The sequence below is a fragment of the Cellulophaga baltica genome (genome assembly GCF_018861125.1).
In the GTDB taxonomy this organism is placed as follows: Bacteria; Bacteroidota; Bacteroidia; order Flavobacteriales; family Flavobacteriaceae; genus Cellulophaga; species Cellulophaga baltica_A.
The window spans coordinates 335,668-357,919 of record NZ_JAHKQN010000020.1 but is presented as its reverse complement, the minus strand read 5'-3'; the positions used below and the strand labels follow the sequence as shown (position 1 = coordinate 357,919).

Here is a 22,252-nt window from a genome sequence, read left to right as displayed (position 1 = left end):
AAAAGTGTGTTAATATCTATAAACTATGGCGTTTATATTCATACCTGCGCCAACACTTGCAAATATAACAACATCTCCTTTTGTAATACTCTGGTTTTCTAATTTTCCATGTCTTACCATATCAAATAGGGTAGGAACGGTGGCTACAGAGCTATTTCCTAAATCTTTAATGTTCATTGGCATAACTCCTTCAGGCATTGGTAAACTATAGGCTTTGTAAAAACGTTTTACTATAGCTTCATCCATTTTTTCATTTGCCTGATGAATAAATATTTTTTTAACTTCTTGAATGTCAATACCACTACTATCTAAACATTCTTTCATGGCTTTAGGAACATTTGTAACCGCAAATTCATAAATTTTACGGCCAAACATTTTTATGTACTTTGTGCCTGATGTATCGTCTTTAGCATATGATTTTCCAAAGAATAAATAATTGGCTTCATCATAAGCATATGTTTCTGATGCATGGGCGATAATTTCACCGTCACTTTCTGTTGCTTCAAGAATAGTAGCGCCTGCACCATCAGAATAAATCATAGTATCTCTATCGTAATCATCAACAACTCTTGATAAGGTTTCAGCACCAATGACTAAACATTTTTTTGCAATACCACTTTTTATGAATGCATTAGCTTGTATTATTCCTTGTACCCAACCAGGGCAACCAAAGAGAATATCGTAAGCTACACATTTAGGATTTTTGATCTTTAGAAGATGCTTAACTCTTGTTGCCAAACTAGGTAATGTATTTCCTTGATTTTGGCCATGATCAACATCACCAAAATTATGAGCAACAATAATATAATCTAGAGTTTCTTTATCAATATTTGCATCAGCAATAGCCTTTTCAGCTGCAAAAAAAGCAATATCGGAAGTGTTCAAATCATCAGTTACATACCTTCGGTTAGCTATGCCAGTTATGGCTTTAAATTTTTCTATGATAATATCATTTGTATAAGCAAATGTAGAACCGTCGTTATTTAAAAAGTTGTGGTTTAAAAAACTATCATTCTTAGTTAAAACAGAAGGTATATATGAACCTGTTCCAGTAATTCCAATTTTCATTTTTTTATTCTTCGAGTAATTATATATAAATGTATGAATTTAAAGCATAGTTGTTATGCGTGCATAATAATTTTAACGATGTTCAGTTAGGTGTATAGTGAAATCTATTAAAAATAAACACCCGCTTTTTAATGAAAAAAGCGGGTATAACTGTTAATTTTATTGAGGTTTTTAATTTTCTACGTAGGCTTCAATTGGAGCACAAGTACACATTAAATTACGATCTCCATAGGCATCATCAACTCTTCTTACTGATGGCCAAAATTTATTTTCAGATACATAATCTAATGGAAAAGCAGCTTTTTCTCTAGTGTATGGAAAGTCCCATGTGCTACCTGTAAGCATTTTTAAAGTGTGCGGTGCATTCTTCAAAATATTGTCAGTGTCACTGGTATCAGTTACATCATTAATTTCTTTTCTTATGGCAATCATTGCATCACAAAAACGATCTAATTCTGTTAAACCTTCACTTTCTGTAGGCTCTATCATTAAAGTTCCTGCAACAGGGAATGATACTGTTGGAGCATGAAAACCATAATCCATTAATCGTTTAGCAATGTCAGTAACCTCAACGCCTTTTTGTTTAAATGGTCGGCAATCGATAATCATTTCATGAGCCGCTCTACCTTTTTCGCCAGTATACAACACATCATAGCTGCCCTTTAATCGATTTTTAATATAATTAGCATTTAAAATGGCATTTATAGTAGAGTTTTTCAATCCTTTTTCTCCCAACATTTTTATGTATCCGTAAGATATTAAGCATACTAAAGAGCTACCCCAAGGAGCTGCAGAAATTGCCGAAATTGCTTGTTCTCCTCCTGTTTTTATTACAGGGTTACTTGGCAAAAATGGTACGAGTTGAGGTGCTACACAGATAGGACCAACACCTGGACCACCTCCACCATGCGGTATAGCAAATGTTTTGTGTAGATTTAGGTGACAAACATCAGCACCAATTGTAGCAGGGTTTGTAAGTCCTACTTGTGCATTCATATTTGCACCATCCATATACACTTGACCACCGTTATCATGAATAAGTTTAGTAATGTGTTTTATTGATGATTCAAAAACTCCGTGAGTTGAAGGGTAAGTTACCATTAAAGCAGCAAGATTATCAGAATATTTAACAACTTTGTCTTCTAAATCAGTAACATCAATATTACCTTTGTCATCAGTTTTGGTAACTACTACTTTCATACCTGCCATTACTGCTGATGCAGGATTGGTACCGTGTGCCGAAGCAGGGATTAAACAGATGTTTCTATGCGCTTCATTGTTAGATTCATGATATGCTCTAATAACCATTAAACCAGCATATTCACCTTGAGCACCAGAATTTGGTTGTAATGATGTGCCAGCAAAACCAGTAATTATATTTAAGTCTTTTTCAAGCTCTTTAAGCATTAATTGATAACCTTCGGCCTGATCAATAGGTGCAAAAGGGTGAATGTTACCCCAATTTGCATTACTCAGTGGTAACATTTCAGAAGCCGCATTTAATTTCATGGTACAAGAACCTAATGAAATCATTGAATGATTTAATGCTAAATCTTTACGCTCTAGTTTTTTAATATAACGCATCATTTCTGTTTCAGAATGATACGAGTTGAATACTTCGTTTTCTAAGAAAGGACTTGTTCTTGTTACTCCATTAAGAATAGTATTGTTCTCTAGTAGTTCTTCAATTATAAAATCATTCTTACCTAAAGCTTTAGAAAATATAGCAACAATCTGTTTTACATCATTTATTGAAGTAGCTTCGTTAGCAGAAATTGCGATTGTTTCATCATCAATATATAAAAAGTTTACTTTTTGACCTTCTGCTAACTCTTTTACCTTAATTGCATTAGCTTTAATAACAATAGTATCAAAATAAGAAGAATTGATTTGGTATAAACCAACTTTCTCTAAAGCATTAGCTAAAGTAACAGTAGTGGTATGAACTTTATTTGCAATATACTTTAGGCCTTTAGGTCCGTGATATACGGCATACATACTTGCCATAACAGCTAGTAAAACTTGAGCTGTACAAATATTCGAAGTGGCTTTATCTCTTTTTATATGTTGTTCTCTAGTCTGTAATGCCATACGTAATGCAGGGTTGCCATCAGTATCTTTTGTAATACCGATTATACGACCAGGAATATTTCTTTTATAAGTCTCCTTTGTAGCAAAAAAAGCAGCGTGTGGCCCACCATAACCTAATGGAATACCAAAACGTTGTGTTGTACCTACCACAACATCAGCACCAAATTCACCAGGAGGTGTCAGTAATACTAAACTTAAAATATCAGCAGCAACAGCAACTTTTATATTGTTTTTATTTGCTTGAGATACAAAACTAGCATAATCATTTACTTGACCATGTTTACCAGGGTATTGTAAAATAGCTCCGTAAAAATCAGTACTAAAATCAAAATCTTCATGATTGCCAACTACAAGTTCTATGCCTAAAGGTGTTGACCTTGTTTGTAATAATGACAATGTTTGTGGTAGTATTTCTTCAGAAACAAAAAACTTAACAATATTACTTTTTTTCTGTTCTCTACTTCGAACTTCGAAAAGCATAGTCATAGCTTCAGCGGCAGCAGTACTTTCATCTAAAAGTGATGCATTTGCTAACTCCATACCCGTAAGGTCACAAACCATTGTCTGAAAATTAAGTAAAGCTTCGAGCCTACCTTGCGCTATTTCTGCTTGATACGGTGTATAAGCAGTATACCAACCTGGGTTTTCAAGAATATTTCTTTTAATTACTGCGGGTGTTAAGCTTTCATGGTATCCTAAGCCTATATAAGTTTTAAAAACTTTATTTTTATTAGCAAGTTCTTGTAGGTGATTTGAAAATTCATATTCGCTTAAAGCTTTGTTTAAGTTTAAGGGTTTTTTCAAACGAATATCGTCAGGAATTGTTTCAAATATTAATTGATCAAGATCATCAACTTCAACTGTTTTTAACATATGTTGAAGGTCTTCTTCTCTTATACCGATGTGGCGCAATGCAAAAACGTCTGTCTTCATTAAGCAAGTAATTTTTCGTAAATTTAGTCAAGCAAAAATAACGATTAATTATCGTTTTTTTATTCAATTTAAAGAGCCTAGGAGCTAAAGTTTTTAACTTAAAATAGAGTTTATGAACAGTTTACTTATTTTAGCGGTATGAAGGTAATAAAACAGCTTTTTAATTTTTATTTAGATGCTAGTTTTCATGTCGCATTATCAGTACTGTCATTATTATATGCTACAGATATACTTTTAAATATTGAACTTGATTATCATTTAAATTATTTTGTTTTTTTTGGTACTGTTGCGGCTTACAATTTTGTTAAATATGGTGTTGAGGCTAAAAAGTACGTTATGGTTTCAAATAAAAATCATAAAAAAATTCAAATAGTTAGTATCATTGCTTTAGTGATTGCTATGTATCATGTGTTTTTTTTACATAAAAACGCATTGATCTTTATGGCTGTTGTAGTTATAATGACAGCTCTGTATGCAATACCAGTGTTACCAAAAGCTAAAAACTTAAGAAGTTTAGGTGGTTTAAAAATTTTTATTGTTGCTTTTGTATGGGCTGGAGCTACAGTAATACTTCCTGCTGTAGAATCATTAACGCCAATTTCAAGAGATATTTTAATAGAAAGTTTACAACGTTTTTTACTAGTGCTAATTTTACTAGTGCCGTTTGAAATTCGTGATTTGGCTTATGACAACCCTTCACTTAGGACCCTTCCACAGCGATATGGCGTAACAAAAACTATTTTATTCGGTTCTTTTACAACCATAGTTTTTTACACCCTTACTTTCTTAAAAGAGGAAATATTAATTATTGATATTATAGGAAAAGGGACACTTTTCTTAAGCTTAGGTTTTTTAATGTTTTTTACAAGAAGAGATCAAAAAAAATATTTTGCTTCTTTTTGGGTAGAAGCAATTCCAATATTTTGGTTAATTATTTTGCACATAACTATATTGCAACTATGACCAAATTCCTAAAATTTATCATCAATATTTTTTAATTTCTCTTTTAATGCTTCTTTCTCATTTATAGAAAGACTTTTTAATTTCGCTTTATCACAAAGATTAGTAAGTTCTCCATTTTTCTTAGAAAACTTAAGGCACTTATCACAAATAAGTATGTGAAGTTTTAATTTAATTTTTTCAATAAATGTAGCTTCATTGTATTGTGATTTATTACAAATAATAGCTGCTTTTTCACAAGAATTCATATGCTGAACCAATTTTTATTAAGGCAATCCATTAGCGCCCCCCTAGACCTATGGATCATTACCCATAAGTTTGACGGATTTATTCCTAGTTCATTACAAATATCTTCAGTACTTATACCTTGAATAGTTTTCATTTGAAAAACGAGTGCTTGTTTTTTTGGTAATTTAACAATACAATCTTGAATAGCTAAGCCTAACTCTTCATTTTCAATTTCATCATTTTCTAATAGACTAAATGGGTCTGCAACTTGTTCTTCAAGCCAATCACCTTCGCTATCAACATTAGAACTGTAAGACATCCTAACTTCAGCTTTGCCTTTGTTTGAGTTTATTTTTCGATAATGATCTATGACCTTTCTTTTTAAAATTGCAATGAGCCATGTACGTTCAGAGGCGTCCCCTTTAAAATTTTTAGCAGATTTTAAACCAGCTAAAAAAGTTTCTTGAACAATATCTTTGGCAATTTCAGCGTCGCTAACTCTACCAACGGCATAATTGAATAAGTAATCTGCATATTGGTCAACCCAAATATCAGGATTTAAAGTATGAGAGGTCATATGAGTTTTATATCTTTTCAAATTTACTTATTTTTTTGAAAACAAAATATTGTAATTTTAACGTTTAAGTCAATTTTATGAAGTATCACAATATCTTAGTATTTATGTTGTTTATCCAATTTGGATATTCACAAATAAAAACAAAACCTATCACAGAAGTTTCACAAAATGATATTCAAAATGTAACACTTCTTGATGTTAGAACACCTGAGGAATTTGAAGAAGGCCATTTGCCTAATGCGTTGAATATTAATTTGTTTGACGAAAATTTTGTAGCTCAAGTAAATTCACGGGTTTCAAAAGATAAAAAAGTATTTGTGTACTGTAAATCAGGTAGAAGAAGTGCTAAAGCATCTAAAAAAATTGATTCTTTAGGTTTTTCAGTAGTTGATCTTTTAGGAGGTTATTTAGCTTTTAAAAAAGCTATTGAAGAAGAAAAATAACTTTCAATAGCTTTTTGTTTTTTTTTATTTGGTGCAAGTGATTACGTAATAGCCAAAACTTTGCATATGTAAACCAGATAATAATGCAAAAAATGAGCCTTTTAGGTTGTGCAAACTTTCTAATTTTAAGCCTTGATTTTTAAAAAATTTTTTTAATGTAAAACCAATTATTGCAAATGGCACATGCAATACTGAAGGGGCAACTTTAAAAGAAATATCTTCTATATTAACTTTTGAAAAACCAATACTTTTTAATGTAGTGGTTACATTTTCAATATTCCCTAAGCGTTCTAGGCTCCAATGATTACATAGTTTTTTATAAGCATATGCACCACCGTAACATAATTCGTTTTCATCTTTCTTCAAAAATGCATCGGCAATGACTAATTTTCCTCCGGGCTTTAATATTCTAAAAGCTTCTTTAAATGAATTTTTACTATGACCTGAATGACAAAAACTTTCTATTGCTGTTGCTGCATCAAAATGATTGGCTTTAAATGAGGTTATATTATAATTCTCTTTAAGAATAATCCCATTTTTATTTTTTAATAACTCATTTCCTTTTTTTACTTGAAAATCAGATAGTGTAACACCAAAAGCAGTTAAGTACTCATTGCTTTTTAAAGCATAACGCATAGTGCCACCCATACCGCATCCTAAATCGGCAAGTATTGCTGGTCTGTTATTAATACATAATCTTTTTATTACTTGCTTATTCATTTCATTAAGCATAGCATCTCTTTTAAAAATATTTGTTTTAAAAGGAATATGATATCCAAAATGCATATTAAAATCTTTACTCCAAAACTCATAATCTTCGGTAGCTTCATTGTAAAAATCAGTCATTTCAATGTTATTCTCGTTAGCTATTCTGTCTAAATTTTTAGAAATATTTATTGCTGTGGTTTCCATAGTTGATAAGTTTTATAGATTAAAATATTGAAAGCAATTGCTTATTAATAGCCAAGTATACACTAGTGCAAAAATTGTAAAGAGTAGATTCATAAAGTACCCGCCAATTTTAAAAATCATTTTTTTAGGAATTTCATACATAGGGTAATATGCTATTTGTGTTGCTACTTTTCCAATCCAATAAGCCGCTATTAGTGTTGTTATTGCTATAGCGAGCTTACTTCCGTTTTGTAGCTCAGCTGTCAACAAAATAGCAATTAAGCCAAATGAAAAATTTAAACCTTGAATATACCTACCATAGGTTTTTGCAATCTCTTGGTTTAAAGGTTTTAATTTTTTTACATCAGTATACCAATCAAAAACTTTATGTCTTATATAGGGGTAAATTAATGCAGTAAAAATTTGACCTAAACCACCAAGAATAATTATCCAATTTGGAATATGATATTTCATAATTTTAATATTTTTAAAGTTTCAGAAAATATTGAAAGTATATTTTAAATTTTTTTATTTAAACATTTTAAGTAATGATTTAGTCAACCAATTTTGATTTTGACTTACAAGTTTGTTAAGCATAGTATCAGCTGTTTCAGCTAATTCATGTAAAGCTTTAGTTTGTTTAATTAATTCTTTTGTTTTTTGAGTACCATCGTCTTTAATTGATGATACTTCTTTTAGCGTTTTTATAACTGGTTGTATCTCTCTTCTGCTCCGTTCTTTAGCTATCACACGCGCTAATTCCTGTACATCTTTTTCCGTTGAAAAATACTCTTTTCGTTCACCAGGTATTAGTTCTTTTGTTACAATTCCCCATTCAATAAGCTGGCGTACGTTCATGCTTGTATTTCCTCTGGATATTTGAAGCTCTGCCATAATTTCTTCTGTAGAAAGTGGTTTTGTTGCAATAAATAACAAAGCTTGTATTTGTGCCATTGCTTTGTTAATACCCCACAGTGTACCTAAACTACCCCAAGTATTAATAAATTTTATTTTTGCTTCTTCAAATTCCATAATACAAATGTATATTAAAGTTTTTAAACTTTCAGTAATTATTGAAAGTTTATTTGTTGTTATTATAATTTTAGAATTTAACTAAGAAATTCTATACCTTACAAACCTAAAAAAGAGGAGTGATGTTGAAGTATTTTTTTATTGTAGTAATTAGTCTAGGAGTATTTTCATGTGACAGTAGTAGTAAGACAGAAAAAGATGTGGTTGATGACTTAGTTACTGAACTTCCTATAGATGAAGAGGTTATTAGTGAAGCTAAAACGCTATCACTAAAATTTATTGGCGAACAAATTATACCTGATGGTGAAATGTTTAATGGTGAACTTGTCGGTGGTTTGTCGGGTATTGATTATAAAAATGGTGCATATTATTTGATTTGTGATAGTCATGTTAGTCCAATAAGGTATTATAAGGCTGAATTGATTTTTGATGCTAATAGTTTTTCAAGTGTTGAAATTACTGCTCAAATTGAATTATTAGATAAAGAGGGGAATTCTTTTGAGGCTAATATGGCTGATCCAGAATCTATAATTTATGATGTTGCCACAAACAGTATAGTTTGGTCTAGTGAAGGTTATGCAAATGATGGTTTAAATCCTTTTGTTAGAACGGCTAACATAGATGGTACATTTTTGAACGAATTTGAAATACCTTCAATTTTTCAAGCTGATGCCACTGCTTCAGCGGGGCCAAGAGCAAACGGAGTTTTTGAAGGTTTGTCATTAAGCTATGATGATACTGGTTATTGGGTGGCTACAGAATTACCTTTAATACAAGATGGAGAAGAACCAGTTTTTGAAAATGAGACTGATTCTCCAGTACGTTTTTTATATATTGATAAAGCTACAGGAACTTTTCAAACACAAATTGCTTACGAATTGGATAAAGTTGCTAGAAAAGTAGATTCTGATTCTGGGGTGTTTACTGTAAATGGTGTTACTGATATTTTGCAGTATGAAGAGCATAAATTTTTAGTAATGGAGCGTTCTTTTACAACAGGAACAACTGATGGAGGTATTACTTTAAAAATTTATGATGTAGATAGTTCTAACGCTACTGATGTTTCAGAAATAGCAGCTTTATCAGATGCTTCATATACCGCAGTAGAAAAAACATTGGTGTTAGATTTTGAATATATTCGATCGCAATTATCAACAATATCGGGGGGAGATGATCATATTGTTGATAATATTGAAGGAATAACATTTGGTCCAGATTTAGAAAATGGAAACAAATCAATTGTTGTGGTTTCAGATAATAATTTTAGTTCAATTACGCCACAACTAAATCAGTTTATCGCTTTTGAACTTATTCAAGAGTAAAAGAAAATAAGCGTTAATTATTAGCGCTTATTTTTGTATTCATTGTTTTGTAATATTCAACACTAATGCCGTATTTATTTGCGTTGTTAATAACATAATCTACAAAAATAGATTTCTCATTTTTCTCATTTTTTTGTTCAAAATCTAATTGTAAAGAAGATTTTGAATTTGAAGGAAAATTTGAAAGCATTGCTAATGACTCTTCAATATTTTCATTTGTAATAGTTACTTCAAATTTGTTGGCGAGTTGTTGTACTTCAATCATTAAACTTTTAAGAGTAGCCATTAATTCATCACTATCAAGTACTTCACCAAAAGTTACATTCAGTGCTGTGGTCATAGTAGCAAGTGGAGATACAAATAAGAATTTCTTCCATAAAACCTCTTTAATGCTTTTGGTGTATTTAATAGTTAAACCGCCTTTTTCTAAAAGTTCTTGTACCCAATAAAAATCTTTGTCATCACTGTTACCAAAAACTATTTTACCGGGTCCACCAACGTGATTAACAACACCTGGCTCAGATATGTTTGAAGCTATATAAATACAACCTTCAAGAATATTTGTAGCTTCAATATCACTATTCTCAACAATAACATCTTTAGAGTTTACCCCATTTTGTAAAGGTATAATAACTGTTTCGTCGCTAATACAATCTTTATATTGCTCTATCACATTTGTAAGTGAATAAGCTTTTGTAGTAATAATTAAAATATCTAAAACTCTAATTTCTGTTGAGTTATCACTTACTAAATTAGGTTTTATATTAACTGTCTCACCTCCAGAATTTAATGATAAGCCATTGTTTAAAATAGCGGTTTTTGTTGCTCCACGAGAGATGAAAACGATTTTAATTTCTGGGTTGTCTTTGTAATTTTCAACAAGTTTGGCTCCAATAAAGCCGCCGATCCCACCTAATCCTAAAATTCCTATTCTCATTCTATGCTATTTAATGGTTTATCAAAAATTATTATTTAATAACTACTATTTTTTCAGAGAGATTAACTTTTCAGCAATCTTTTTCAAGTCAGATTCATTCATTTCTGGTTTTGGAGCTAACGGATAAAGTTGTGCACCTGGTCTGCTGATAAAAGCAGCGCGCCATCCTGCCCAAACTGCTCCCGCAATATCCCAGCCGTGTGCAGCAATCATAAAACACTCATTAGGTTGTACTTCCAATTTACGTGCCGCCCATTGGTAAGCATCCGCATCTGGTTTGTATTTACCTATATCTTCAATGCTCAATCTTTCATCAAATAATTCAATTAAACCAGCATTTTCAAATTGAGTTTTAACACCTATGTTTGAAGAGTTCGTAAATGAAACTAGTTTATAACCGTCAGCTTTTAAAGCTTTCAATGCATCTTTAACTTCAGGATGTGCAGGGATTGAACGTAAAGGGGTTACAATAGCTGTTTTTGCTTTTTCTTCACTTAGTGTAATGTCATGATTAGCAGCTACCATTTGTAATGCAGCAGTACCAATAACAGCAAAGTCATCATACTGTCTTGCAACCGTGTTTACTAATGAATACTGTAGCATGGTTGTAAACCAAAGCGATAATAGATCTTCTCTTCCACCTAATGCTTCACCAACACTTTTTCTCATTGTTGTTAAATCAAGTAAAGTTTCGTTTACGTCAAAAAATAATACTTTAGGTCTTATATTCATATCAAATGTATTTGTGTTTATAGTTGTTGCCGTTTTATTAGCAAACATGTTATTTGGCAAAGCCATGCCAGTCATTCCTAAAATGGCTCCTTTTTTTATAAAATTTCTTCTGTTTTTGTTGTCGTTACTCATATTGCAATTTTATTTTTTTAATTGTTCTATATAATGTGTGAGTCCTGTTATGTATGTATCAAGAATTGTATCATCTTTATATAGTTTTCGAATACCCCTAACACCTTCAAAAGAGCTTATCAGATATATCGCAGTAGCTTCGCTATTGATATTTTTCTTTATCTCATTTTCTTTTTTTCCTTTTTCAATAAGAAGAATTAAGGCTTTTTTCCAGTCATTTATAATTTCTTTTAAGGCAAGTTGATAACCTTCTTCTGTATCACCAATCTCATTTATCAAATTATTTGCAGGGCAACCATGTTCTTTCTCAAATGAAGAGAACGATTTTAATCGGTTTGAAAATGTTGTCTTTAAAAGTTCAATAGCATTTTTATTTTCATAAAGCGGTTTAATCATACTATCATGAATTCGCTTTTGCACTTTTTGTGCAATAACGGCATGGCCTATCTCAGATTTATTTTTAAAATGATGATAAAAAGCACCTTTAGTAAGCTTTGTAGCTTTCATAATCGTATCAACACTAGTAGTTTTAAAACCATTTTCATAGAACAGTAAAAAAGACTTCTCGATGATTAAATGTCGTGTATGTTCAGACTTTATTCTTTGATCCATGCCTTAAAGTTATAAAAAAACATACTAGATAGTATGTTTTTTAACAAAACAATAATAAAACCCAATTCGCTAAAATTACTTTAGTTAATTGGGTTTCTAATTATGAGTAAAATAGATTAATAGAAAAATAGACTATTTCTCATTATTAATTTCATTCATTATTTCAGCAAATAATTGGTATGATTTAATGCGATCAGTATGCGAATATATATTAGTTACAGCAATAAGTTCATCTACTTGGGTTTGCTTTAAAAAGTCTTCTACTTGATTTTTTACGGTTGCTTTACTACCAATAAATGAGTATTTAAGCATTTGATCAACCGCAGGATGTTTGAACATTTCTTTTAAATCTGGAGTCATTTCGGTAGGCGGTTGCATGTAATCTCTTTTTCCTGTTAAAAGCCCAACAATTACTTTTACTAGTGAGGTTGAAATTCTTTCAGCTTCTTCGTCTGTGTCAGCAACAATAATATTTACACCAGACATAGTGTATGGTTTTTCTAACACTTCAGATGGTGCAAATTCTTCATGATAAATTTTTAAAGCATCAAATAATTTAGCGGTAGCAAAATGACTTGCGAAAGCATAGGGTAATCCTTTTTTAGCGGCTAAATGTGCACTATCTGCACTAGATCCTAAAATATATAAAGGAACATTTACACCTTCGGCAACATTCGCTCTTACTTTTCCATTTAAATTAGCTTCAGAAAAATAGTTTTGAATTTTTGTTACTTCTGAAGGAAATGAAATTGCAGAATGATTATGATTTGGATTAATTGCATGAGCAGTTTCTTGGTCTGTTCCTGGTGCTCTACCTAAGCCTAAATCTATACGATTTGAGTACAGAGTACCTAAGGTTCCAAATTGTTCTGCAATAATTAAAGGGGAGTGGTTGGGTAGCATTATACCACCAGAACCAACTTTTATAGTATTTGTTTTTTCAGCAACATGACCTATTAAAACTGAAGTTGCTACACTACCAATATGATCTGAATTATGATGTTCGGCTAACCAATAACGGAAAAAACCATTTTTTTCAGCATTTTGAGCTAGGGCAACACTATTTTTAAAGGTGTCATTATATGTGTTTCCTTTTGATACAATAGCTAAATCTAGAACTGAATATTTATATGTTGATTTCATAAGTCTCTTTATTTTTTATCGTACTAATTAGACGAAAAACAAGAGGCAAAATTACTTAAAGGAAACTTAATGTTCTACCGTATTAAGGAATGCTTAACGGTTGCTTTATAAAACACAGTTTTTAAATATTTTATCTAATTCTTCTTCAGGATTTATACATAAACCTGTGTGTGTAGGTGAACTTTGTATAATAGTACTTCGTGAAGCTGTTAACCAACGAAATCTATCAGATAAATCTAATTTACCTATTGCTCCACCATTTGGTTCGCCCTCACAAACTTGTTGCCAAGCATTTAAATAATCCTTTAAACCAGAGCTGTCTTTTTCACAACAGAAACAAGAAAGTTTAGCTTCATCAATATGAAATTTTATTTTTAAGAATTTTTTTTGTCTAGAGAAAAGTATAACTCCAACATTAAAAAATTCTTCACGTTCAACTTTGGGTAGTACGCGTACAATGGCATATTCGTATTTGATTCTATCTTGCATCTTGAGCTTCTTTTACAAGTGAATCTATCATTTCTAATTTTGCCTTTAAGTACGTATTATATGCCGTTCTTATCTCTGAAGGAGAGAAAGTATCTTCATCACTCAACAACCAATCTTCAGGAATTATATTAATAATTTCAGCAATTTTATCAGGAGTAATTATTTTTTTAAATATTTCAGAAACTTCTTTTAATTGTTTGGCTTTTGGTAAAAGCACATGGTCTTTTATTAAAGGGAATGTTCTTGTTAAATGATTTTCCCACGTATTCCAGTTATGATGAAAGTAAAAACTTGCGCCGTTATCAATAACCCATAATTCATTTTTCCAATCTAATAAATTGGTGTTTTTTGCAGTACGGTCAATATTACTAATAACACTGTCAAGTAATACAATTTTTGAAGCAGTAAGCGCATCTATTTTAGAAGCTAACGGATCGTACGTAATAGCGCTTGTTAAAAAATGTAAACCTAAATTTAACCCAACACTAAACTTTAATAAATCTTGAACTTCTTCATCAGGTTCAGTTTTACTAAAAGTGTCATCTAAGTTCATGAATACCAATTCAGGTACTTTTAAACCAACAAGGCGAGCTAGTTCACCACCGATAAGTTCCGCAATCAGAGCCTTTTTACCTTGGCCAGCACCTCTAAACTTTAGAACATATAAAAACTCATCATCAGCTTTAACTATTGCAGGCATAGATCCGCCTTCGCGCAAAGGTTTTATGTATTGAACAACGTTTACTGTTCTAATTGCATTCATGTACTTACATTAAGTTTTGAAATGTAAATTTAACGATTAAGTTATTGTCCTCCACCATGTGAGTGTTCTTCTTCTGGTCTATCTCCATTTGGACCTCCAGGTCCGCCTGGGCCACCCGGTCTTCCGCCTTCTGGTCTGCCTCCTCCTTCAGAGCCACCGCCACCTCTAGGTCTTGGTCCACTGCCACCACCGCCGTGGTGCTCAACAAACTCTCCTTTAAGGCATCGACCTACATATGGATATTCATCGGTAAGTAAATAAGTGTATTCTCCATCAATTTCAATACCATTACACTCATCTAAATCTCCAGAGTTTTTAACGTAAGACCAATCAGAAACAAAAGTGCCATCGGGGTTTGTATTGTTAATTTCTTTTTCAGTGGTAAATCCTGGTTTTTTGTATTCACAAACTTCACCAGTTCTTGGTGTTACCCCTAACTTATAACTTGGCTTATATTTACCGCTTTTTGAGTAGTAAATTGCAAAACCATCAGTTGCGTAGCCTACCAAAATTAGGTCTTCACCTTTATCAAGTTCTTTTATTAATTCTGTTGGTACACCGTGATAGTGGTATGCTCCTGTAGGTTGTACATGTGCATTATTTTCATCCAGTCCAAAATCTACGATATCTTGAAAAGCTTCAATTCTGTATACCTCACCGGTTTCACATACAAACCTCTCAGCTGTTTCTGGTTCAAATTTAATACCATTAACTGCCACACCAGGTTGTCTTGCCCATCTTGATTTACCAGTTAATTTAGGAACTAAGGGGAATGTATAGGTAATGTCTTGTGCTTTAATACTGTTAGGGTTTCCTGGGTTAGGAAATACACCTATTTCATGATTAGGTAACGAATTTGTTTTTAAAATACGTGTAGAATCATTTACTACCATATGGGTTTCAGTTCCATATTTTTTGCTCGAAATATCATAACTTTTCGTAAAATCAATATTTGAAATATTAGCATCTGAATCTACGCTTATTTTCTTTTTTTTTGAAGATGAACCACAACTAATATAGAGAATACTTAAACTTAATAGGAAGTAATTTTTTAAGGCTTTCATTTTTCAAATTTTAAACAGTCAAAATTAATGAATACTATGCTTTAATGGCTTCGTTTGTATTCAATTAGCTTTCTTTTTAAGTGAAAGAATTAGGCTTTATATTAGAATATAACTTTTAATCAGTAAAGAGAGGATTATTAAATATGATTCCATTTTCTTTTAATAAAATTTAAGTCTTGCTTTAATCGTTTAAAGACTTCCTGTTGTGATATGCTAGGAGTGTTCCCATGTTCTGCACCACCCAAATCATATTCTGCATGCAAGCATATTGGAGCATTAATTTTATTTTCTTTTAAAAGCTTGAAAAAACGATCAAAATCAACCATTCCATCACCCAAAGGTGTGTATTTAATCTCCCATTTATTATTTGTTTTTACCCATTTAAAATCTTTAAGAACAACAGAATTTATATAAGGTTTGATGAGGTGAAAACCTACTTCCCAATTTTTGCCACCTTCAACTGTAGCATGCATAATATCATACTGGCTACCTATATTATTAACCGTCATTTTAGCTAACACTTGGTGTAAATCCCAAATAGAAGCGCCAAAATAATGACCAGAATGATTTTGGTAAGCCAAGTTTATTGAAAATTTATTGTTGAGTTTTTCAAGTTGTATGAAAGAATTTTGAACTGTTTCAACAGTTTTTAAGACAGGAGTGTCTTTTTTATATTTAAAATAAGATGGTCTGTAATGCGTATACCCTAAATCACTTGCAGTTTTTAATAACAATTTGGTGCTAGGCAATTGTGTATCACTTATTTTGGTTGTGATTAATTGTGGTGTAAGCTTATAAAGATGCATTACTTCAGTAACTTTAGGTAAATCATCAGCAACTTTTTCAGGTAAAACATGCCCTTTTGCCCTTACTGTTAAATCAAGACCATCAAAACCCATTTCTTTGGTTGCATCGCACATATCAATATAATTTAAAAACTGAAGTTGTTTTGAGAAAATATAAACCTTTGGAATGTTATTTTCAGTAACGTGCTTTTTAAATACTAAATTAGTAGGTAAAACTAAGCTTGAGCTAGCCATAGCAGACTTTTTAATAAAATCTCTTCTTGAGTTATCTAATTTTTTCATGGTAACTCTTTTATATCTATAAATACACAAAATAAACTAGTTATAAACAATACATGCTGTCAAGCGATAAATTATCGTTGACAGCATATATTTTATACTCGAAAAAATCTATTTAGAATTTAATTGTCTTAATAGTTCTTTTACAGCAGTCTCTAGTTGTTTGTCTTGTTTTTTTACTTTATAATCAGGTGTGTTAGCCACTGTTATATCTGGAGTAGCAGGTTGAAAATCCATATCTAATCCTGTGTTTTTAACATACCATCCTCTATATGGCATTCTTACAGTAGATCCGTCGATAAGGCGTTGTGAGCCAGTCGAAATCACAGCCCCAAAAGTTGGTAGACCAACTAGCGTACCAATATTTAAGGATTTATAAGCATGTGCAAATATTTCTGCATTAGAATAGCTTCGTTCATTTATTAAAGCAATAGATGGTTTTGTCCAAGCAGCCAAGGGTAACCTTTCGCTGTAAGGATAGGTTTTTGAGAAATTGGTGTGGTCTTTACTTAAATCTGTAGAGGCACCTCTAGGAATGGTGTAAGCATGTTGTTTTACAGTTAAAATAGACATCAAATAATCAGTAGTCCATCCACCTCCATTATAGCGAACATCAATCACAATACCTTTTTTTCCATAGCCAGCAGCAGTTAGCTCTCTTTCAAAACGTTCAAAACTGGGCCAATTCATTCCTTGAATATGTATATATCCTAATTCACCATTTGAATATTTATCTGTAAGGCGTTTACGTTCGTTTACCCAAGTCAGATAATTTTCTGCTCTATTAGTTTGGCTTGGTCTAATCACAACTTCTTTGACTTTACCTTTGGGTGTTTTGGTAGAAAGATAAATTTTCTCATCTACCATGCCATTTAGTAAGCTGTAAAAATTGGTGGTAGGAGTTAATTTTTCACCATTTACAGCAGTAATAACACTACCGATTTCTAAAAAACTAGTTGTTTTGTCAGCTGGCATATTTATCGTTTTGGCAGTAATTTTTACATTACCATTTTCTAAAGGAGAAACCTCTATTCCTAGTTGTCCTGTGCGCTCATGTTGAATGTCTTCTCTTTTCTCACCCTGTCTTAACCCCATGTGGCTAGCATTTATTTGACCTAACATCCAATTAAAAATAAAGGTGAAATCATTTCTAGTCGATGCTTTTATTGCCAAAGGTTTAAATTGAGATTTTAATAAACTCCAATCATGACCGTGAAAATTTGGATCATAAAAGCCATTATTAATGGCACTCCAAGCTTCTTCAAAAATTTGATTACTTTCTTCTGAATAATTGATTTTCATCTTTGCCGTAAATAGAATAGGCTCTGGTTTATCTGAAGATTTAGCAAGTTTTATGCGTTTTGGTTTTCCTGATGCAGTATAATAAAGGTATTCTTTTTTATTGTCTAGTGATATACTATTAGGGTCAGTGTCTCCTTTTGTAATCTCTTCTTTATCTTTACCGTCCCATTTTATTTTGTATAGATCAGAGCTTACGTCAATATTGGTGCGAGTGCCATTGCCTGTAGTGTAATAGAAGGTTTCACCATCTTTAGAGATACCTTGTAAAAATTCACCACCACTATATCGTGTAACTTGAACTTGGCGTTCATAGATTTTGTCTAGGTCAATCGATATAGGAATAAATTCCTTTTCTTTACTCTCCTCTTTTTTGCTTTTACTATCAGAGTTATCTACTTTTTTAAATTTATCAAAAGTAGTCTCTTTCCAGTCTAAAGGTGTTTTTTCCCAATTCTCTTTTTGTAACCATACAAACCACACATCGTAATCACTATTATTTCTGTTTGATGTAAAACCGATTTTTGTTCCATCATCAGACCAAATTGGATTGCGATCAGCTTTTGGGTGCATTGAAATATTTGTTGCTGGAGCTGAATTGTCTATTTTTTGTATAAAAATTTCTGCATTAAACTCTAAATCTTGAATACTATAAGCTATCCACTTATTATCAGGAGACCACGATAAACCAGAAGGTAATGACCATCCATTTTTATTTAGAGTTACTTTTTTAGATAGATTGCCAGTTTCAGATATATTAACAACATTTAATTGTCCTCGGCCAATAGTATATGCAAGTGATTTTCTATTAGGAGATAAAACGGGATTATCTATTTTAGCTTTAGAATTAGAAATTTGTGTAATACTATGTTTTAACGAGAAGAAAATATCTTTCTGTTTAGGGTCAGAAGAAGTGACCTTAAATAAGTTTTGAACCCCATTTCGATCAGAGGTGAAAATTATAGTCTCGTCATTTAACCAAAATGCATTTTGATCTCTATATGGCGAGTTAGATAAATTGATTGTCCTTTTTTGTTCCTTGTTATTTTCAGTTAGGAATAATTCGCCTCTAATATTTAAAATACTATATTTTCCATTAGGTGAAGGAACAATATTTCTAACATCGCTTGTATATGTTTTATTCTCTTCAGGGTAGAATTTGTAATCAGAACTTAAATTGAGTTTTATTTGAGTAGTTTTGTTTGATTTAGTATCTATTAGAAATAACTTATCCATTTGTGATAAAATAATAGTTTTACCGTTATCTCCGATATGGTAAGAAAAAATACCCAAATCAGTGAAATTGGTAATCGCTTCTGTTTTATTTAATGAATTATCATTATTTAATTGAGCACGATGAACATTATATTTACCAGTTGATGCAGATTGAAAATAAATAGTATTATTTCCTGACCAATAAGGATAAAAATCATTCCCTTTAAAAGTGGTTAATTGTTGATAGCTATCTTTTTCAATGTCATAAAGCCAAATGTCTCTATTTGCAGACCCTTGGTATTCTTCTCTTGCTATACGGCAACTACCTCTAGTAAAAGCTACCAATTTACCGTTGGGTGAAATAGTAGCATCAAATCCTAAACTATTTAATAATCGGCTTGGCGTTCCTCCAGATAAAGGTATTTCAAATATTTCTTGATCAGCCTCTACCTGAACAAAATCTCTTCTAGTATTAAAAATAACACTTGTAGGTGTTACATCTGTAATAATATCATTAGAAGAAGCATAAGTTAGACGTTTTGGAATCCCTCCATCTATAGAAACTATAAAGATGTCATTGTTTCCAAATCTGTTGCTTTGAAAAACAACATTTGCATCATCTGTTGTAAAATATGGATTACCTTCATAAGCTTCATGTATGGTAAGTCTTTTTAGGTTTGATCCATCTTTATTTGCCATCCAAATATCACCTTGATATGAAAAAGCAATTTGATTCCCTTGATGACTTATAGTTGGATTGTGTACAAGATAGTCTTCATTTTGTGCATGTAGCGCAAAACAAAAAATAAAAAAAAATAGTATTAAATTTTTCATGATAAAGATGAGTTTAGTGAATGTTAGCAGTTTGTTTTTTTTGATTTTAAAAGTATATATTTTTTACATATTTACGTTTTTATTAAGTGTTTAAGAAAGCAGAAGAGTGTTACTATTTTTTTGCTTTTAGCGCAATATGCGCTATGTATTTAATTTCTTTAGAATGAAAATCATAACCTCAAATAAACTGGTTTTTTCATTCTTAGCTTATGTTTTAAACTGTATTTTTTTATTCATTTTCTTTTTTGATAATGCAATTAAACCAAGAATAGGGCCGATTGCGAGTAACACATAAATATTGTTTGAAAGTGCAAATTCTTTCACTAAACTTATAAGTTGAATGCTAATAATTGTGATTAAATAACCAATAGAATTTACAATAGTTAAAGCAGTTCCTTTAGCTTCTGCAGGTACATTTTGAGCTACGAGTGCAGAAAATAGGGGAGAGTCCGCAACAACAACAATACCCCAGAAAATTAGAAATGCGACAAATAAAATATCAGAAGTGCTGCTAAAAATCATACCTGATATTAAACAGCAAAAGCAAGAAAGGAGTAAGGCTATAAAAGCTGTTTTTTCAGCGCCTATTTTTTCAGAAATAAAACCAGCTACAATACAAGCTAACCCGCCAGAACCAATAATTACGAAGGATAATAAGGGTATGTTGAATGATGTGCTTGCATGCAGTTCGTTATATGTTTTTAGCATTAACGGTACAAAAGCCCAAAAGGTATATAGTTCCCACATATGCCCAAAATACCCAAAAGCAGCACTTCTAAATTTATTGTTTTTGAATACTTTAAAAAATGTACCTGCATCTGAATTGGTGCTACCTTTTCTAAACGGACCATCAGGTACTAATAAAAAGATGAGTAAACCACCAAAAATAGCAAGTAGCGATGTTGTGATAATTACAGTTTTCCAAGAAAAATCGCCTGTAATTTCCTTTAATAAATGAGGGAACGCAGTACCAATAACTAAAGCGCCAACTAAAAAACCTAATGATTTTCCTAAGCCTTTTTCAAAATAATCAGTGGCTATTTTCATCCCGATAGGATAAATGCCCGCCAGAAAAAACCCAATTGAAAAACGTAATATTAATAATGTACTTAAGCTATTGCCTTCCCAAATAATACAGCTATTAAGAAAAGCACCTAGTAATGCACTTATAAAAAATACTTTTGAGGGTGAAAAACGATCTGCAATTGTAAAAATAGCAAAGATTAATGTTCCTGATATAAATCCAAATTGCACTGCAGCAGTTAAATTGCCTAATGCGTTAGTGTCAAGATTAAAATTAGTAATAAGATCACCCATGACACCGTTACTAGCAAACCAAAGTGAAGTACAGCAGAATTGAGCTAAAACAATTATGGGTAAAACTAATTTTTGAGAACTCATGAATCTGAATTTGTATAGAAAGGTTGTTTCCTATACAAGTGTCGATAAAAAAGATGCTTCATTACTTTAAAAAAACAAAAGCCTGTTTTTTAATTTTCAAGTCCTAAAACTTTCCATTGGTTATTTACTTTGTAAGTGTTAAGTTTTTGATTTGATATTCCGCCATCAGGGTAATAACAAATTTCTGTTATGATATAATGTTCGTTTGATATTTTCTGTCTTTTAAATGCTCTTTTAATACCTTTAAATTTTGGCATTCCATGCTCTTGCATACTTTTTATAAATGACAGTTTGAGTACTTCGGCAGTGCTGTTTATAATTTTAGTATCAATATCTACTGACACCGTTTTTTTTAACATAAATTCAGCTTCTTTGTTAAAGTCTTTACAGCTAATGCATTTTTCTAAATCATCATTGTCATAGGCATCTTCTAACATTAGAATAGCACCCTCAGGAGTATCAAGATTGGATAAAAAGTAATCTTCACCATCATCAATGTGTAAACCACCAATTGTGTTGTCAAAGTTTGTTATAGCTTCACCGCTTAAACCCTCTCTAATTGCTCTAATAGTATAACCGCCAATTAATCTTCCTTGCTCAATAATCATCCAATCAGATACCTTTTCAAACGGAATGCCTATTTTCTCATTTATACTTACATTTTTCACATCAATAGGTTCGTTTCCTATAGTTCCGTAGACATTTCCTTCATTATCAAAACTTGGATTCATAAGCCATATGTGTTCTACTTTTGTGCCGTCCTCTATTTTTGCTTTTACAGAAAAGTAGTCTTGACTTGGTTTTGGGTTCGCTAAACATTTTTTAAAATAATGTAATGTTAATCGCGCTTTTTCCATAGCCCAATTCATTCGTTCATTTTCATTTGGCATATCATAAACATCAGGGTTTCCTTTACGTTTTCTAACATTATCTTTTTTGCCGAATAGTTTATTTAAAAATCCCATGTGTGGTTGTATAGTTTATAGGTGTAAAAGAGCCAT

21 protein-coding genes are annotated in these 22,252 nt (G+C 31.6%); 3 read left to right on the top strand and 18 right to left on the bottom strand.

The features are described 5' to 3' along the window. Positions 1–9 precede the first annotated feature (9 nt). Positions 10–1,068, bottom strand: coding sequence for a 3-oxoacyl-ACP synthase III family protein (locus KO500_RS11970; RefSeq protein WP_215956780.1), 1,059 nt, complete (start codon positions 1,066–1,068; stop codon positions 10–12). A gap of 171 nt (positions 1,069–1,239) precedes the next feature. Beyond that, a complete protein-coding gene (gcvP, locus tag KO500_RS11965; protein WP_215956779.1) occupies positions 1,240–4,092 on the bottom strand; it encodes an aminomethyl-transferring glycine dehydrogenase in 2,853 nt (950 codons plus the stop codon). A gap of 138 nt (positions 4,093–4,230) precedes the next feature. Between gcvP and KO500_RS11960 the strand changes: the two genes are divergently transcribed. Further along, complete coding sequence (locus KO500_RS11960) at positions 4,231–5,055, top strand: hypothetical protein (RefSeq protein WP_215956778.1); 825 nt, start codon at positions 4,231–4,233, stop codon at positions 5,053–5,055. 8 nt (positions 5,056–5,063) lie between these two features. Here the strand turns inward: KO500_RS11960 and KO500_RS11955 are convergent, their stop codons facing one another. Next, the gene (locus KO500_RS11955; protein ID WP_215956777.1) at positions 5,064–5,300 is read right to left on the bottom strand and encodes a hypothetical protein; all 237 of its coding nucleotides are present in this window, start codon (positions 5,298–5,300) and stop codon (positions 5,064–5,066) included. Then, on the bottom strand, positions 5,297–5,857 hold the full coding sequence (locus tag KO500_RS11950; protein ID WP_215956861.1) for a sigma-70 family RNA polymerase sigma factor: 561 nt from the start codon (positions 5,855–5,857) through the stop codon (positions 5,297–5,299). The genes KO500_RS11955 and KO500_RS11950 overlap by 4 nt, the downstream gene beginning before the upstream one ends. A 77-nt stretch (positions 5,858–5,934) precedes the next feature. On the opposite strand from KO500_RS11950, the gene KO500_RS11945 reads away from it, so the two are divergent. Next, complete coding sequence (locus KO500_RS11945) at positions 5,935–6,300, top strand: rhodanese-like domain-containing protein (RefSeq protein ID WP_215956776.1); 366 nt, start codon at positions 5,935–5,937, stop codon at positions 6,298–6,300. 24 nt (positions 6,301–6,324) lie between these two features. Here the strand turns inward: KO500_RS11945 and KO500_RS11940 are convergent, their stop codons facing one another. The 3 genes from KO500_RS11940 to KO500_RS11930 are packed head-to-tail and all read right to left on the bottom strand — an operon-like array spanning position 6,325 to position 8,223. Beyond that, a complete protein-coding gene (locus tag KO500_RS11940) occupies positions 6,325–7,212 on the bottom strand; it encodes a methyltransferase domain-containing protein (RefSeq protein ID WP_215956775.1) in 888 nt (295 codons plus the stop codon). 12 nt (positions 7,213–7,224) lie between these two features. Next, complete coding sequence (locus KO500_RS11935; protein WP_215956774.1) at positions 7,225–7,665, bottom strand: hypothetical protein; 441 nt, start codon at positions 7,663–7,665, stop codon at positions 7,225–7,227. Positions 7,666–7,719: 54 nt separating this feature from the next. Next, the gene (locus KO500_RS11930) at positions 7,720–8,223 is read right to left on the bottom strand and encodes a GbsR/MarR family transcriptional regulator (protein ID WP_215956773.1); all 504 of its coding nucleotides are present in this window, start codon (positions 8,221–8,223) and stop codon (positions 7,720–7,722) included. Positions 8,224–8,345: 122 nt separating this feature from the next. Here KO500_RS11930 and KO500_RS11925 point away from each other — a divergent pair, with 122 nt between their 5' ends. Then, the gene (locus tag KO500_RS11925; RefSeq protein ID WP_215956772.1) at positions 8,346–9,545 is read left to right on the top strand and encodes an esterase-like activity of phytase family protein; all 1,200 of its coding nucleotides are present in this window, start codon (positions 8,346–8,348) and stop codon (positions 9,543–9,545) included. Between the two features lie 13 nt (positions 9,546–9,558). Here the strand turns inward: KO500_RS11925 and KO500_RS11920 are convergent, their stop codons facing one another. The 11 genes from KO500_RS11920 to KO500_RS11870 form a co-directional block, all read right to left on the bottom strand. Continuing rightward, positions 9,559–10,482 carry a ketopantoate reductase family protein gene (locus KO500_RS11920; protein WP_215956771.1) on the bottom strand — a complete coding sequence of 308 codons (924 nt, stop codon included), beginning with the start codon at positions 10,480–10,482 and terminating at the stop codon, positions 9,559–9,561. Between the two features lie 45 nt (positions 10,483–10,527). Beyond that, a complete protein-coding gene (locus tag KO500_RS11915) occupies positions 10,528–11,346 on the bottom strand; it encodes a haloacid dehalogenase type II (RefSeq protein WP_215956770.1) in 819 nt (272 codons plus the stop codon). Positions 11,347–11,355: 9 nt separating this feature from the next. After that, positions 11,356–11,958, bottom strand: coding sequence for a TetR/AcrR family transcriptional regulator (locus KO500_RS11910; protein WP_215956769.1), 603 nt, complete (start codon positions 11,956–11,958; stop codon positions 11,356–11,358). Between the two features lie 132 nt (positions 11,959–12,090). Further along, positions 12,091–13,101 (bottom strand): LLM class flavin-dependent oxidoreductase, encoded by a 1,011-nt coding sequence (locus KO500_RS11905; RefSeq protein ID WP_215956768.1) that lies wholly within the window; start codon positions 13,099–13,101, stop codon positions 12,091–12,093. A 105-nt stretch (positions 13,102–13,206) separates the two neighbouring features. Continuing rightward, positions 13,207–13,590, bottom strand: coding sequence for a DUF3037 domain-containing protein (locus tag KO500_RS11900; protein ID WP_215956767.1), 384 nt, complete (start codon positions 13,588–13,590; stop codon positions 13,207–13,209). Beyond that, entirely contained in the window at positions 13,580–14,353 is a 774-nt protein-coding gene (locus tag KO500_RS11895) for a HipA family kinase (RefSeq protein WP_215956766.1), read from the bottom strand. The genes KO500_RS11900 and KO500_RS11895 overlap by 11 nt, the downstream gene beginning before the upstream one ends. 41 nt (positions 14,354–14,394) lie before the next feature. Further along, a complete protein-coding gene (locus KO500_RS11890; RefSeq protein WP_215956765.1) occupies positions 14,395–15,417 on the bottom strand; it encodes a YHYH protein in 1,023 nt (340 codons plus the stop codon). A gap of 137 nt (positions 15,418–15,554) precedes the next feature. Beyond that, positions 15,555–16,505 carry a sugar phosphate isomerase/epimerase family protein gene (locus KO500_RS11885; RefSeq protein ID WP_215956764.1) on the bottom strand — a complete coding sequence of 317 codons (951 nt, stop codon included), beginning with the start codon at positions 16,503–16,505 and terminating at the stop codon, positions 15,555–15,557. Positions 16,506–16,613: 108 nt separating this feature from the next. Further along, positions 16,614–19,850: a S41 family peptidase gene (locus tag KO500_RS11880; RefSeq protein WP_215956763.1), complete on the bottom strand. Its 3,237-nt coding sequence runs from the start codon at positions 19,848–19,850 to the stop codon at positions 16,614–16,616. A 207-nt stretch (positions 19,851–20,057) separates the two neighbouring features. After that, entirely contained in the window at positions 20,058–21,251 is a 1,194-nt protein-coding gene (locus KO500_RS11875; protein WP_215956762.1) for an MFS transporter, read from the bottom strand. A gap of 89 nt (positions 21,252–21,340) precedes the next feature. Next, positions 21,341–22,216 (bottom strand): YegJ family protein, encoded by an 876-nt coding sequence (locus tag KO500_RS11870; RefSeq protein WP_215956761.1) that lies wholly within the window; start codon positions 22,214–22,216, stop codon positions 21,341–21,343. Positions 22,217–22,252: the final 36 nt, after the last annotated feature.

Bases quoted from the DNA above. Each gene is read 5' to 3' on its own strand.
- KO500_RS11870 (WP_215956761.1), bottom strand. From the start codon at position 22,216: ATGGGATTTTTAAATAAACTATTCGGCAAAAAAGATAATGTTAGAAAA.
- KO500_RS11950 (WP_215956861.1), bottom strand. From the start codon at position 5,857: ATGACCTCTCATACTTTAAATCCTGATATTTGGGTTGACCAATATGCA.
- KO500_RS11925 (WP_215956772.1), top strand. From the start codon at position 8,346: ATGTTGAAGTATTTTTTTATTGTAGTAATTAGTCTAGGAGTATTTTCA.
- KO500_RS11885 (WP_215956764.1), bottom strand. From the start codon at position 16,505: ATGAAAAAATTAGATAACTCAAGAAGAGATTTTATTAAAAAGTCTGCT.
- KO500_RS11910 (WP_215956769.1), bottom strand. From the start codon at position 11,958: ATGGATCAAAGAATAAAGTCTGAACATACACGACATTTAATCATCGAG.
- KO500_RS11915 (WP_215956770.1), bottom strand. From the start codon at position 11,346: ATGAGTAACGACAACAAAAACAGAAGAAATTTTATAAAAAAAGGAGCC.
- KO500_RS11920 (WP_215956771.1), bottom strand. From the start codon at position 10,482: ATGAGAATAGGAATTTTAGGATTAGGTGGGATCGGCGGCTTTATTGGA.
- KO500_RS11895 (WP_215956766.1), bottom strand. From the start codon at position 14,353: ATGAATGCAATTAGAACAGTAAACGTTGTTCAATACATAAAACCTTTG.
- KO500_RS11960 (WP_215956778.1), top strand. From the start codon at position 4,231: ATGAAGGTAATAAAACAGCTTTTTAATTTTTATTTAGATGCTAGTTTT.
- KO500_RS11930 (WP_215956773.1), bottom strand. From the start codon at position 8,223: ATGGAATTTGAAGAAGCAAAAATAAAATTTATTAATACTTGGGGTAGT.
- KO500_RS11955 (WP_215956777.1), bottom strand. From the start codon at position 5,300: ATGAATTCTTGTGAAAAAGCAGCTATTATTTGTAATAAATCACAATAC.
- KO500_RS11875 (WP_215956762.1), bottom strand. From the start codon at position 21,251: ATGAGTTCTCAAAAATTAGTTTTACCCATAATTGTTTTAGCTCAATTC.
- KO500_RS11935 (WP_215956774.1), bottom strand. From the start codon at position 7,665: ATGAAATATCATATTCCAAATTGGATAATTATTCTTGGTGGTTTAGGT.
- KO500_RS11905 (WP_215956768.1), bottom strand. From the start codon at position 13,101: ATGAAATCAACATATAAATATTCAGTTCTAGATTTAGCTATTGTATCA.
- KO500_RS11945 (WP_215956776.1), top strand. From the start codon at position 5,935: ATGAAGTATCACAATATCTTAGTATTTATGTTGTTTATCCAATTTGGA.
- KO500_RS11890 (WP_215956765.1), bottom strand. From the start codon at position 15,417: ATGAAAGCCTTAAAAAATTACTTCCTATTAAGTTTAAGTATTCTCTAT.
- gcvP (WP_215956779.1), bottom strand. From the start codon at position 4,092: ATGAAGACAGACGTTTTTGCATTGCGCCACATCGGTATAAGAGAAGAA.
- KO500_RS11880 (WP_215956763.1), bottom strand. From the start codon at position 19,850: ATGAAAAATTTAATACTATTTTTTTTTATTTTTTGTTTTGCGCTACAT.
- KO500_RS11970 (WP_215956780.1), bottom strand. From the start codon at position 1,068: ATGAAAATTGGAATTACTGGAACAGGTTCATATATACCTTCTGTTTTA.
- KO500_RS11900 (WP_215956767.1), bottom strand. From the start codon at position 13,590: ATGCAAGATAGAATCAAATACGAATATGCCATTGTACGCGTACTACCC.
- KO500_RS11940 (WP_215956775.1), bottom strand. From the start codon at position 7,212: ATGGAAACCACAGCAATAAATATTTCTAAAAATTTAGACAGAATAGCT.